At 42.7% G+C, this 12,794-nt stretch carries 13 protein-coding genes; 12 read left to right on the top strand and 1 reads right to left on the bottom strand.

Annotation, left to right across the window (positions count from 1 at the left end; all coding sequences use genetic code 11):
• The first annotated feature begins 26 nt into the window (after positions 1 to 26).
• From ACK1U4_RS02335 to kdsB, 10 genes are all read left to right on the top strand, one after another.
• The gene (locus tag ACK1U4_RS02335; protein ID WP_419400890.1) at positions 27 to 905 is read left to right on the top strand and encodes a pyruvate, water dikinase regulatory protein; all 879 of its coding nucleotides are present in this window, start codon (positions 27 to 29) and stop codon (positions 903 to 905) included.
• 165 nt (positions 906 to 1,070) lie between these two features.
• Positions 1,071 to 2,756 (top strand): Si-specific NAD(P)(+) transhydrogenase, encoded by a 1,686-nt coding sequence (sthA, locus tag ACK1U4_RS02340; RefSeq protein WP_419400891.1) that lies wholly within the window; start codon positions 1,071 to 1,073, stop codon positions 2,754 to 2,756.
• Positions 2,757 to 2,967: 211 nt separating this feature from the next.
• Complete coding sequence (rsmG, locus tag ACK1U4_RS02345) at positions 2,968 to 3,612, top strand: 16S rRNA (guanine(527)-N(7))-methyltransferase RsmG (protein ID WP_419400892.1); 645 nt, start codon at positions 2,968 to 2,970, stop codon at positions 3,610 to 3,612.
• Between the two features lie 24 nt (positions 3,613 to 3,636).
• A complete protein-coding gene (locus tag ACK1U4_RS02350; protein ID WP_419400893.1) occupies positions 3,637 to 4,437 on the top strand; it encodes a ParA family protein in 801 nt (266 codons plus the stop codon).
• A 144-nt stretch (positions 4,438 to 4,581) separates the two neighbouring features.
• Positions 4,582 to 5,769, top strand: a complete 1,188-nt coding sequence (locus tag ACK1U4_RS02355; RefSeq protein ID WP_419400894.1) for a ParB/RepB/Spo0J family partition protein — start codon at positions 4,582 to 4,584, stop codon at positions 5,767 to 5,769.
• 11 nt (positions 5,770 to 5,780) lie between these two features.
• The gene (locus tag ACK1U4_RS02360) at positions 5,781 to 6,449 is read left to right on the top strand and encodes a MotA/TolQ/ExbB proton channel family protein (RefSeq protein WP_419400895.1); all 669 of its coding nucleotides are present in this window, start codon (positions 5,781 to 5,783) and stop codon (positions 6,447 to 6,449) included.
• An 11-nt stretch (positions 6,450 to 6,460) separates the two neighbouring features.
• Positions 6,461 to 6,934 carry an ExbD/TolR family protein gene (locus ACK1U4_RS02365; protein ID WP_419400896.1) on the top strand — a complete coding sequence of 158 codons (474 nt, stop codon included), beginning with the start codon at positions 6,461 to 6,463 and terminating at the stop codon, positions 6,932 to 6,934.
• A 19-nt stretch (positions 6,935 to 6,953) separates the two neighbouring features.
• Positions 6,954 to 8,729: a lipid A export permease/ATP-binding protein MsbA gene (msbA, locus tag ACK1U4_RS02370; protein WP_419400897.1), complete on the top strand. Its 1,776-nt coding sequence runs from the start codon at positions 6,954 to 6,956 to the stop codon at positions 8,727 to 8,729.
• A gap of 212 nt (positions 8,730 to 8,941) precedes the next feature.
• Positions 8,942 to 10,075 carry a tetraacyldisaccharide 4'-kinase gene (lpxK, locus tag ACK1U4_RS02375; protein ID WP_419400898.1) on the top strand — a complete coding sequence of 378 codons (1,134 nt, stop codon included), beginning with the start codon at positions 8,942 to 8,944 and terminating at the stop codon, positions 10,073 to 10,075.
• Positions 10,072 to 10,884 (top strand): 3-deoxy-manno-octulosonate cytidylyltransferase, encoded by an 813-nt coding sequence (gene kdsB, locus ACK1U4_RS02380; protein WP_419400899.1) that lies wholly within the window; start codon positions 10,072 to 10,074, stop codon positions 10,882 to 10,884. The genes lpxK and kdsB overlap by 4 nt, the downstream gene beginning before the upstream one ends.
• A gap of 2 nt (positions 10,885 to 10,886) precedes the next feature.
• On the opposite strand, the gene ACK1U4_RS02385 is transcribed toward kdsB, so the two are convergent.
• Positions 10,887 to 11,294, bottom strand: coding sequence for a DoxX family protein (locus ACK1U4_RS02385; RefSeq protein WP_419400900.1), 408 nt, complete (start codon positions 11,292 to 11,294; stop codon positions 10,887 to 10,889).
• 363 nt (positions 11,295 to 11,657) lie between these two features.
• Here ACK1U4_RS02385 and bfr (ACK1U4_RS02390) point away from each other — a divergent pair, with 363 nt between their 5' ends.
• Together bfr (ACK1U4_RS02390) and bfr (ACK1U4_RS02395) are read left to right on the top strand one after the other, a co-directional pair.
• Positions 11,658 to 12,137: a bacterioferritin gene (gene bfr, locus ACK1U4_RS02390; protein ID WP_419400901.1), complete on the top strand. Its 480-nt coding sequence runs from the start codon at positions 11,658 to 11,660 to the stop codon at positions 12,135 to 12,137.
• A gap of 16 nt (positions 12,138 to 12,153) precedes the next feature.
• The gene (gene bfr, locus ACK1U4_RS02395; protein ID WP_419400902.1) at positions 12,154 to 12,624 is read left to right on the top strand and encodes a bacterioferritin; all 471 of its coding nucleotides are present in this window, start codon (positions 12,154 to 12,156) and stop codon (positions 12,622 to 12,624) included.
• Positions 12,625 to 12,794 lie beyond the last annotated feature (170 nt).

Genomic DNA, 12,794 nt, shown 5'->3' on the forward strand with positions numbered 1-12,794 from the left:
GCTTTAATACAAGGACACATCGCCTTATGCAACAAATCAAAGCCACCATCCAAAATAAAGACGCATTGACCTTTGAAAATTCACAAGCGTTACGTAGCGTGTTTTTTATTTCTGACGGCACTGCCATCACTTCAGAAACCTTGGGACGCTCAATTTTGAGCCAATTTCCCAATGTGCCGTTTGAAACTCGGGTGATTCCGTATGTTGATACCCTTGACCGTGCGGATGAAGCAGTGAATCAAATCAATCTTGCTCATCAGCGTGACGGCATGAAGCCATTGGTATTTGATACCATCGTTGACCCTGTGATTCGTGAGCGGATTAATGGGGCAAATGCGTATAATTTGGATATTTATGAAGGCTTGATTGGTAAAATTGCCGAAGAAATCCAAGTCGAACCTTCCGCCCATACAGGCAATGCCCATGATAATGTGGATTCTGACACCTATAAAGCCCGTATTGATGCGGTGCATTTTGCCCTTGATAATGACGATGGGGCGAGAACCATTCATTATGATGCGGCAGATATTATTTTGGTGGGCGTGTCACGTTCTGGGAAAACCCCAACATCTTTATATTTGGCATTACAATTTGGTATTCGAGCAGCCAACTACCCGTTGACCGAAGATGATTTATACGAAAATACTTTACCAAAAGCCCTTGTACCATATCGTGAAAAATTGTTTGGTTTGGTGATTGATACTGATAGATTGGTGAAAATCCGTAATGAACGCCGTGCAGGTAGTCGTTATGCCAGTTATCAACAGTGCCAACAAGAACTGCGAGCCATTCAAGGTATTTATATTTCACAAAGTATTCCCAACATTGACGTATCAACCATGTCAATCGAAGAAATCGCTACACGGATTTTACAAATGACAGGATTAAAAAGACGGATTATTTAGAAGTAACGTAAGTGATATAAATATTGTAAATTTAAATCTCCCTAAATCCCCCTTTTCCAAAGGGGGGGCTTAATATCTTTTTATAGGTATATAGCGGGTAAAGCCCCCTCTTTCGTAAAGAGGGGGTTGGGGGAGATTAAAAAATAGTAATAATCAGAGGCTAACATGGCAAAAAAACCCAAAGAAATTCACAAGGAAACCAACGTGGCAAATACCCCAACAACAACTGACAATCCAACCCCAAATGCGTCAGCCACAATAATTGCACCAAACAATGCAGTCAAAACCAGTACCAAATCCGAGTTAAAAGACTCAGATATCAAAGCCAATACCGTGAGTATCGGTGAGCATGATGATAAAGAAACCCATTTTGAAGATACGTCCGTACATTTTGACTTGATTAGTCCGCTAGATAGCACACGTATTCACCTCAAACGCTACAAACGTAGCGACCGCCAAGAAACCCAATACGACTATGATGCTGTTGTGTTAGGGGCAGGGCCTGCAGGGGAAGCAGCTGCCATGAAAATTGCCAAAAGTGGGCGAAAAGTTGCGGTGATTGACCCACGTAAGCAGGTGGGCGGTAACTGTACCCATGTTGGTACAATTCCCAGTAAAGCCTTGCGTCAGTCGGTGTTTAACATCATTGCCAATCGCCGTGACCCTATCTTAAATCAAGGCATTGATTATCATCAAATTCCACTGAATAAAGTCTTGACCAAAGCCCGTGAAGTGGTGCGAAGCCAAGTCGAAACGCATACCCGTTTTTATGAACGCAACCAAATCGACTTGATTAATGGTTGGGGTAGCTTTAAAGATAAACATACCTTACACATTGATATGGTAGATGGCACGGAGCAAGACATTACTTTTGAGCAAGCCATTATTACCGTGGGTAGTCGTCCATATCGTCCAGATTTGGTGGATTTTAGCCATCCACGGGTGTTTGATTCGGACAAAATTTTGCAGATGGATTATGTGGTGCAACGCATCATTATTTATGGGGCAGGCGTGATTGGCTGTGAATATGCGTCAATTTTTACAGGCTTGGGCTATAAGGTTGATTTGATTAACACCCAAGACCAACTATTAAGCTACCTTGATGATGAAATTTCCGATGCCTTGTCACATGACTTTCGTCAATTTGGCGTGTTGATTCGTAATAAAGAAGAAATCGAACGCCTTGAAACCTTTGATGATTATGTGATTTTGTACCTCAAAAGCGGTAAACGCATCAAATCCGATGCCTTTATGTGGTGTAATGGACGCTCTGGTAATACCGACAGCCTAAACTTACAGGCAGTAGGGCTAGAAGCCAATAGTCGTGGACAGCTTAAAGTCAATGAACATTACCAAACCAGTGTTCCGCATATTTATGCCGCAGGTGATGTTATCGGTTGGCCTTCGTTGGCTTCGGCGGCGTATGACCAAGGGCGTTGTGCGGCAGCCTATATGGTGGGTGATGAAAATGCCCAACCTGTGCGTAGCGTACCGACTGGGATTTATACCATTCCAGAGATTTCGAGTATTGGTAAAAACGAAAAAGAACTGACCGAAGAGAAAGTCCCTTACGAAGTGGGACAGGCGTTTTTTAAACATTTGGCAAGAGCCCAAATCATTGGTGAACGTAGTGGGGTACTCAAAATTTTATTCCACCGTGAAACCCTTGAGATTTTAGGGATTCACTGCTATGGCAACCATGCGTCAGAGATTATTCACATCGGACAAGCCGTAATGGAAAGTAAAGGTGGCAATACCTTAGAATACTTTGTCAATACCACTTTCAATTACCCAACGATGGCGGAAGCATATCGTGTGGCAGCGTTAAATGGTTTAAATCGTGTTTTCTAATTCATAAGTAACCTGAGTTCGGGTTAATAAAAATTATAAGCCATTGATATTGCTATCATTTAAATCTCCCCCAACCCCCTCTTTACGAAAGAGGGGGCTATGCCCCCATAACTTAGACTAAAACGGTGGGCAAGTCCCCCTTTGAAAAAGGGGGAGTTAGAGGGGGTCGTGGAAATTATAATTTAAAGTTTTTCAATTGCTTAGGTGTTTTATGAGTAAATTAGCATTAAATGCAGTGTATGAATCGCACCGCCCCACGCTCCAGCAAGCCTGTGGCGAGTTGGGTTTGGTGTTAAGCGATGAGCAGTATCAGCAACTCTTGTATTATCTGCAACAGTTATTATTTTGGAATAAAGCCTATAACCTTACCGCTATCAAAGATATTCCCACTGCCTTACTCAAACATATCATTGATAGCCTTGCGGTTGTGCCACATTTACCCCAAGGGCGATTGCTTGATATTGGTACAGGGGCAGGGTTGCCTGCGGTGATGATTGCGATTTGTCAACCCGAGCGAGCGGTGACAGCCCTTGATAGCAATAGCAAAAAAATTCGCTTTATCAAGCAAGTCATCAGTGAATTGGGTGTCAAAAATCTTACCCCAGTCGCCAGTCGCATTGAGGAGCATGAGGGGCAGTATGACCTAATTACCTCACGAGCATTTGCCTCATTGGTGGACTTTGTGACGGTGAGTGAACCAAAACTGGCAGAAGGTGGTGAAATTTGGGCGATGAAAGGCGTTGAACCGACCGATGAAATCAGCCAGTTGCAAAATCAATGGCAGATTGGTAGCATACGCCTCCGTGTGCCGAACCTTAATGAAGAACGGCATTTGATTCATCTAAAAAAACAGTAAAAATGTAAAAAATAGAGTGGTGGCATGGATATTTTAGCAATTGCAAATCAAAAAGGCGGTGTGGGGAAGACGACCACAGCCGTGAACCTCGCAGGGGCATTGGCACAAAAACGCAAAAAAGTGCTATTGATTGACCTTGATGCCCAAGGCAATGCCACCACTGCTTCTGGCGTGGATAAGCGTGAGCTTGAGTATAGCATTGCCGATGTGTTGCTAGATGGTTTGCCGATTCATCAAGCGATTGTCAAATCTGAGGCAGGCTATGATGTGATAGGGGCAAACAATGACCTGTCGGGCAGTGATTTAAGCCTTAGCCAAATTCCGCAAAATCATGCGATTTTAGCAAACGCCATGCAAGCCCTAAAAGAGCCGATTGTCAAACAGGGACGTACGCTTAAGCCGTATGATTTTGTCATTATTGATTGTGCCCCAAGTCTGAGTTTATTGACCATTAATGCCATGTGTGCCACTCGTGGGGTAGTTATTCCCATGCAGTGTGAGTATTTTGCATTGGAGGGTTTGGCAGATTTATCCCAAACCATCGAACGCTTGACCGAACTTAATCCCAATTTACACATTCGTGGCGTGTTACGTACCATGTTTGATTCACGCAATACGCTTGCCAATGATGTGTCACGAGAATTGATTGAGCATTTTGGCTCGATTTTATTTCACACCGTTATTCCTCGTAATATTCGTCTTGCCGAAGCCCCTGCCCACGGTATGTCGGTGTTTGACTATGATGAAGGCTCTCGTGGGGCGTATGCGTATAGCAAACTTGCCAATGAAGTGATTCAGCAAAGCAAACAATTACAATTAGTGTAAAATTTTTGATTGATGGCAATGGCGAATAAAACGCCAAAAGTAGTTTATGATAACCATAATATCTGCTAATATAATAGGCTTTATATTTTTGCTTTGACTGTGTAATTGATGGGTTGGCAAAACTTGGTGTAATGGGATATTGACATGGTAAAAAAACGTGGACTTGCGTCCAATCGTGGGCTTGATGCGTTGCTTGGCTCGATAAAAAAAGAAAAGTTGATTGCAGGGACACTGGCAAATACCAGTGTGAGCCTTGCCAATGACAGTCTTGCCAATGCAAATTTTGATGGTGATTTGACCAGCCCAACTGATTTAGCCGTTGATATGACTGCCGTTGCATCATTATCTGAATCTGATAATGTGGCTGATAAAGTGTCTGATGCTTTGACAGCCAATCCGTCTGTGCCTTTAGCTAATGCCAAAAAGACCAAAAAATCAACCCATCAACCATTAACCACTTCACCAAGTGCCTCAATTACCCCAACCAAATCCGCCTCCATCACCAATGAGGCTTCTAATAACAGCGAAATGGGGTTAAACCTACTCAATTTTGATGTCAATCGCCTACAACGAGGCAAATACCAACCTCGCATTGATTTGGGGGAAGAGGCATTGCAAGAGCTTGCCACTTCTATTCGCCAGCATGGTGTGATGCAACCCATCGTGATTCGCCCCCTCATTAAAGTGGGAGCGACTGCTGAGATTACCCATGAAATCATCGCAGGGGAACGCCGTTGGCGAGCTGCCCAAATTGCAGGGTTGACCCATATTCCTGCGATTGTGCGTCCGATGTCGGATGATTTGGCGATTGCGTTGGCACTGATTGAAAATATCCAACGTGAAGATTTATCGGTGATGGAACAAGCGGTAGCGTTGCAACGTTTCCATGACGAGTTTGGCATGAGTCATGCCCAAATTGCCGATGTGGTGGGTAAAGCACGTACCACGGTATCAAATTTATTGCGTTTGAATCAATTGCATGATGACGTGAAGCAAGCACTCAATGAAACCAAAATTGACATGGGGCACGCCAGAGCCTTGCTTGCTCTATCTAGTGAACAACAGCCGATTATTGCCAAAAAAATTATCAATGAGCAACTGACCGTCAGACAGACTGAACAGCTAATTAAAGATATTTTAAATCCCCAAGAAACACCAAAGCCACAAAAAACCTTGGATTATGAGCGTTTACGTCTAAATCAACAACTATCAGAAAGCTTGGGGGCGATGGTAAAAGTCAAAGGCTCATCAACGGATAAAGGCAGTATTGAAATATTTTTTCATAGTGCAGAAGAATTACAAAATTTGTTAGCACAACTACAATCGCAGTAAAGAGGAAAGTCATGTGGGAGTTAGTTAAAGCAGGTGGGTGGTTGATGACTCCCATTATTGCATGTTCAATTTTGATGGTAATTATCATGTTTGAACGGGGGGTTAAATTGCGAATGGCAAATGTTGCCCCTACACGCCTTCGAGAGCAATTGATTGGGCGATTGGTTGAGCAAGGTGATATTAGTCGTGATGACCTTTTGACTGTCAAAGATAACTCACCGTTGGGCGATATTTTGGCGACAGGATTGCTATATCGTCAATATGGGCTGGACTCGATGACCATGCACATGGAAAACCGTGCCAGTGTGCAAATCCATCGCCTCGAAAAAAACATCAATATGCTTGGTACGATTGGGGCAATTGCTCCTTTATTGGGTTTACTCGGTACGGTGCTTGGGATTATTACCTCATTTTTGGCGATTACCGCAGGCGAAATGCAAGACCCGACCATGCTGGCGGCTGGCGTGTCGCAAGCCTTGATTACTACCGCAGGTGGTATGGTGGTGGCGATTCCTGCCGTGATTGCGTACCGTTATTTCCAACGTAAAATCGTGGATATTAATGCTTATTTTGAACAAGAAGCAGGCTTGATGGTGCAAGAGTTGTTGGATAATAAACGAGTGGCTGTTCAGCCTAGTAGTGCCACCAAACAGCCAGCCAAAGAAATTTTGCCTGAATAAGAGGTTGAACGATGCGTTTTAGAAAACCCACAGTTGAACCGATTGATATCAATCTGACACCCATGATTGATTGTTTGTTATTTTTAATCGTGTTTTTACTGTTATCCACCACGTTTAATCACTTTAGCAAACTGAATATTGTGTTGCCACAAGCCGAAGGGGTCAAAATTACCGAAAAAGACCAACGAGTCGAAGTGGCTGTCCAAAAAGACGGTAGCTATTTGGTCAATGGTATTGCCCTTGCAGGCAGTGGTGAGGCAGAGCTTAGCTCGATGATTCGCCAAGAAACAGGGGATAATCGTAAGTTGTTATTTGTGATTTCGGCGGATGCCAATACTTCTCATCAGTCCGTGGTGCGTGTGATGGATGTGGCAGGCAAAATGGGCTTTATGAACCTCAATATCAGTACCGTTGTGCCAGCAGGTTCGGCTGAAGCGACTGCTACTAAGTCTGCTTCTCCAGCCACTAAGCCAACCAATCCTTGATTCCCTCATCTGAGTTACCATGACAAAGCCTACCCAGTCTTTATTACCATCTTCGCCTAGCCGTTGGCAAACTTATCAACGATTATTAACCTATATCACGCCCTATTGGAAATATATTGTGTTGGTGGTGATTGGTTTTGCGTTGAATGCCTTGACCGAGGCAGGCGTGGCAAAGCTGATGCAGTTTATTATTGATGCCATCAATCAACAAAATCGTCAGTATATGAATGTATTTCCTTTGCTGATTATTGCTTTGTTTGTGGTGCGTGGACTTGGGTCATTTTTGGGTAATTATTATAGTGCTTTGATTTCTCGTAATTTGGTGTATCGCTTGCGAGTGCAGGTGTTTGACAAGTTACTGATACTTCCTAGTCAATTTTATCTTAACCATAACGCAGGGCAAATTTCTGCCAAATTGATTTTTGATGTCGAGCAAGTCACCTCAGCAAGCACTGAAACGCTGAAAACCTTACTTCGAGATGGATTGACTGTTATTAGTTTATTGGCAACCATGTTGTACATTAATTGGCGGTTAAGTCTGATGTTATTTGTGGTGTTGCCACCGATTTTTTATTTGGTTAGACATGCTAGCAAACGCTTTCGCAAACTGTCTGGTGATATTCAACAGTCAATGGGTGAGGTTAGTCACATTACCAATGAAGTGATTAATGGCTATCAAGTGGTAAAAAATTATGGTGGTCAAGGCTATGAGTTTGGGCGATTTGACCAAGCCTCGCACGATAATCTACAAAAAGGTCTAAAAATTGTCGTGACCAATAGCATTAACACCCCTGCTATTCAGTTGATTTTGGCGTGTGCCATGTCGGTGGTGGTGTGGTTGGCATTACGCCCAGAAGTCATGGATAATATGACTGCAGGGCAATTCATTGCTTATATTGGGGCAGCAGGATTGTTAAGTAAACCTGTGCGTTCATTAACCGATGTGAATCAAGGCTTACAACGTGGTTTAGCAGCAGCAGATTCGGTATTTGCCTTAATTGATGAGCCAGCTGAAGTTGATACAGGCACAAAAACCCCAACCTTGCAAGGCAATATCCAGTTTAATCACGTTAGTATTGGCTATGGGGCAGGGGAGTTTGCCATTCAAGATTTTCACCTTGATATCAAGACAGGGGAAACCGTGGCATTGGTCGGACGCAGTGGGGCAGGTAAAACCACGCTAGTCAATGCCTTGATGCGTGCGGTCAATATCAGTGAGGGCAATATTTACCTTGATGGCGTGGCGATTGATGAAATGACACTTGCCAGTTTGCGGTCGCAAATTTCGAGCGTCAATCAGCAAGTGATTTTATTTAACACCACCATTCACAACAATATTGCCTATGGCGAATTGGCAAATAAAAGCCGTGAGGCGGTCATTCAAGCCAGTCAATCTGCGTATGCCCATGATTTTATTATGAATCTACCAAATGGCTATGATACCGTGATTGGGGCAGAGGGCTTGCAACTATCGGGCGGTCAACGTCAACGCTTGTCGATTGCCAGAGCCTTGCTCAAAGATGCCCCAATCCTAATCCTTGACGAAGCCACCAGTGCCTTGGATAATGAGTCAGAGTTTTATATCCAAAAAGCCCTAGAAACCGTCATGCAAAACCGCACTACCATTGTTATTGCCCACCGTCTGACGACTATCCAAAATGCGGATAAAATCGTGGTCATGGATAAAGGGAAAATTGTCGAAGTTGGCAACCATGCGACCTTGATGGCAAAACAAGGGGCTTATGCTAAATTATACGACCGCCATTTTGATGATGATATGATTGATAACGCATAATAGACCTCTTTCCATACCCCCTCTAACTCCCCCTTGTCAGGGGGAGAACTGCTCCCTCCCCTGTTAAGGGGAGGGTTGGGGTGGGGTTAAATAAAAGATTTTAATTAAATTCAGTAGATTGGAAAGAGGTCTGTTACATAAGCCCAAATTTCAAATTTAACAACAGGGCATAAGCATTATGCCCTTACGATGACCCCTACCACGGATTTATCATGGAGCAAGTATTTCTTAACGCATGGCAAAAAAAGTCGCTTTGGCTATGGGTATTATACCCATTGACCCTGCTATACCGTGGTGTGTCTTGGCTGAATAAAAAAAGCTACGATTTGGGGCTAAAAAAAACTTTTTATCCTACAGTGCCTGTGTGGGTAATTGGCAATATCACGGTAGGCGGTAGTGGTAAAACGCCCTTTATCATTGCCTTGGTGCAGTATCTACAAGCCCAAGGCGTGCAAGTCGGTGTAATCAGTCGTGGCTATGGCGGTGATGTCAGTCAAATGCCTAGCCTTGTTACCCCAAAATCTACGCCCTCCCAAGTCGGTGACGAACCTTGTCTGATAGTGCAAAATACCCAAGCCACAGGTCAAGCTATGCCGATGGCAGTATGTCCCAACCGTGGACAAGCGATTGATTTATTACTACAACACTTCCCCAATATTCAACTGATATTAGCCGATGATGGCTTGCAACATCATGCCCTTGACCGTGACCATAATTGGATTGTGGTGGATGGAGATAGGGGCTTTGGCAATCGGCAAGTGCTACCCACTGGGTTTTTGCGTGAGCCGATAGCTCGCTTGCGACAGCCCAACACCACAGTAATTTTTCATCAAAAAAATTGGCAATTATCAGATGATTTATTGCCAAAAAATATGCTCGATAGCTTTCGACAAAATCCATTGTTTATGCGATTAGTTGAACAAAATCCCATTCCGCTGTTTGAAAATACTCAAGTTAAGAATCATCAAAATAGCCTAAGTAATCTAAAACAAGAAAGTCAATCTTTACCACCGCAACAAGTGATTGCGATGACAGGGATTGGTTATCCGAAGCGGTTTTTTAATAGCCTAAGCAAATTAGGGTTTGATTTGATTGAGAAACCGTTAAATGACCATCATAAATTTACATTGGCAGATTTTACGGATTTACCCAATGATTTGCCGATTATCGTGACGGCAAAAGATGCGGTGAAAATTCGCTTATTGTTACAAGTGGATAATGGTGAATTTGCAGAGGGTTTGAAACTTCGGATTTGGGTGTTGCCAGTGGTGGCGGAATTGTCCGAAACGGTTTATCATGCGTTGGATAACCAATTATTAGAATTAGGAATCAAATCAGAATTATGAACAAACACCTCGTCATCCCAGCTCGCTTAAAAAGCACCCGTCTACCCAACAAGCCACTTCTAGAAATTCACGATAAACCCATGATTTTATGGGTCATTGACCGTGCTGTCGCCGTACAACAAGCAGGCATTGCCGATGATATCTTTGTCGCCACCGATAGCCAAGCGATTGCCGATATTTGCCAAGACTACTGCCAAAATAACCAACTTGCCGTGCAAGTTATTATGACTTCCCCAGACCACGCTTCTGGTACAGACCGCCTTGCCGAAGTCGCCCAACAACTTAATTGGTCGCCCCAAGATATCGTCATCAATATGCAAGGGGATGAGCCACTTGTGCCGAAAAGCTTGATTGCACAAGTCACTGAGCTGTTATTACAAAAAACCGATTGCGTGATGGCGACCCTTGCCGAGCCGATTTTGACCTTTGAGGAATTTTATCGCCCCTCGGTGGTGAAAGTAGTCAAAACTGTCAATAACGAAGCCTTGTATTTTAGCCGTTCACCGATTCCCTGTGACCGTGATATAGCGATGAATGATACGCCACCTGTAATGAGCGATAAACCAAACAATGCGTTACGTCATTTGGGGCTGTATGCGTATCGAGTGAATTTGCTTCAGCAGTTTGGCAGTTGGCAACAAGGCAAGCTAGAACAGCTTGAAAGCCTTGAGCAACTGCGGATTATGGAGCATGGTTTCCGTATTGCCATTGATGTGGCAAGTGTGCAATTACCTGCTGGCGTGGATACCCAAGGGGATTTGGATAGATTAAATATGATGGATTTAACGGACTTTTTGGCGGTAGAATAGTATTATTTATGCTTCGCTAATAGGTTATCCAACGCCCATTTGCCACCACCTGCCGACCATAAGTATAAGAAAATAAAGCAAAATAGCACCGCTGCTTCGCCTCTATTTTGTAATGGTAGCCAAAAATTGCCTAATTTGGCATGGGCGATAAAATAACCGATTGCTATCATCCCAGATGCCAAAAATCCTGCTAGACGAGTTTGGAAACCCACCAAAATCATCCCCCCTAGGATAAATTCCAAAATACCACTTGCCCCCATTAATGAAGCCAAATCAATAACTTTGTCGGTGGCAGGGATACCAAATAATTTTTGTGTGCCATGTAAAAAAAAGCAATAGCCTGCCACGATACGTAAGATACCCAAAAAATACGGTTGATGCGTTGCCATGCCAGAAAATGCAGTTTTCATAAAAATAACCTTTAATTTGTTAAGTAAAATTCAATAATAAGGGCTTTATTCTATAAAGAAATGCTGGGATATACCACATAGAAATGTGAGTTTTTTGTGAAATATGGTTAATTATTGGTAAGTAATCCTGCGATTTGTAACTAAATAGTCTAATGCTGATTCTACTAAATGATTGTTGAATTTAGAGTATAAGGCATTTGTTAAGTTTGATAAGTTTTGTTATACTGATTTTATCTTTATATTTGACTGTTGATATAAAATAAAACATTTGTTGTGTTAATGTATTACATACGTCCAAGATACCAACATATTATGCCAAATTTAAACACGATATCATCCATTATTCACTCAAGGAGCATGCCCATGAAAGGTAGCCAAAAAGTTGTCGATTATCTAAATTTTCTGATTGGTGGTGAGCTAGGGGCGAGAGATCAGTATTTTATCCATGCTCAAATGTACCAAGAATGGCATTACCTCAAACTCCACGCTCGTATGGCACATGAGATGGAAGAAGAAACTGACCATGCCAAAGCCTTGATTAACCGTGTATTGATGCTTGAAAGTACACCAAATATGCGTGTCGAGCCGATTCATGTTGGGCATGATGTACCAAGTATGCTAAAAGCTGACTTAGAGCTAGAATACAAAGTGCGTCAACACCTTAAAGATGGGATTGCCTTATGTGAACAAGAACATGACTATGTGACACGTGAAATATTAGTCGCACAGCTGATTGACACCGAAGAAGACCACGCCCATTGGCTTGAACAACAGTTGCGTTTGATTGACATGATTGGTTTACCAAATTATTTACAGTCGCAATTAGGCGATATTGACAACTGATAATAAGGATAAACAAATGCAAGTGAATAAACAGGTAATTCGTGCGTTAAATCAAGTGCTAGGACAAGCGTTGATTGGGATTAATCAATATTTTCTGCATGCACGTATCGCCAAAAATTGGGGATTGCACGAACTCAACGACAAGCTATATCATCAATCTATCCATGAAATGAAGTGGGCGGATGACTTGATTGAGCGAATTTTGATCCTTGATGGTCTGCCAAATTTACAAGAATTGGGTAAAATTTTAATTGGCGAAAACGTGGCTGAGATTTTGGCATGTGACCTAAAATTAGAATACCAAAAAACTGATATCTTACGTCAAGCGATTGCCTTGTGTGAAACCGAACAAGACTTTGTTTCTCGTCAATTATTGGTCAAGCTGAAAGATGGTAGCGAAGAGTATATTGATTGGCTCGAAACGCAACAAGAAATTATCGAGCGTATTGGTATCGAAAAATACACCCAAAGTTTGATGCAAGATTAGGGACACGCCCTAAGTACGATTTAAAGCATTGCGGTTTATCTGCAAGGCAAAGCCCTCTCTTTATACTTTTAGAACTTACGCATTTAACCAAATCGTAGGTTGGGTAGAGCTTGCGATACCCAACAATTTCAATGGTTTATGTTGGGTGTCATGCTTCCACCCAACCTACA

Origin of the sequence: Moraxella sp. TY6, assembly GCF_048551375.1 — a bacterium.
Classification (GTDB): domain Bacteria; phylum Pseudomonadota; class Gammaproteobacteria; order Pseudomonadales; family Moraxellaceae; genus Faucicola.